This is a genomic window from Phormidium sp. CCY1219 (assembly GCF_035615515.1).
Classification (GTDB): Bacteria; Cyanobacteriota; Cyanobacteriia; order Cyanobacteriales; family Laspinemataceae; genus CCY1219.
In genome coordinates this window covers 1-371 of sequence record NZ_JAJENT010000913.1, presented here as the reverse complement: position 1 = coordinate 371, position 371 = coordinate 1, and the positions used below count along the sequence as shown (strand labels likewise).

The window sequence follows — 371 nt, the reverse complement described above, 5'->3', positions numbered from 1 at the left end:
CCAACTGCAAATCAACAGTTCCCCGGACTTTGAAACTAAATCTAGTTACAATATCCGAGTGCAAACCCAAGATGCGGGTGGAGAGATTTTCCAGAAGGAATTAACGATTAACGTTAACGACCTGAACGAGAGTCCCACCGACCTCGCCCTCAGCAACAACGCCATCGACGAAAACGTAGGGGCGAACACCGCAGTCGGCAACTTCTCCACCACCGACCCCGATACTGGAGATACCTTTACCTACAGTTTAGCGACAGGTACGGGAGACACCGATAACGCCGCCTTCACCATCGCTGGCGACCAACTGCAAATCAACAGTTCCCCGGACTTTGAAACTAAATCTAGTTACAATATCCGAGTGCAAACCCAAG

At 50.1% G+C, this 371-nt stretch carries 1 protein-coding gene; it reads left to right on the top strand.

Features of this window, described 5'->3' with window-relative positions; all coding sequences use genetic code 11:
• Positions 1 to 371: cadherin repeat domain-containing protein (locus LKK83_RS29930; protein WP_324635122.1), on the top strand; the 371-nt coding region annotated here is incomplete at both ends.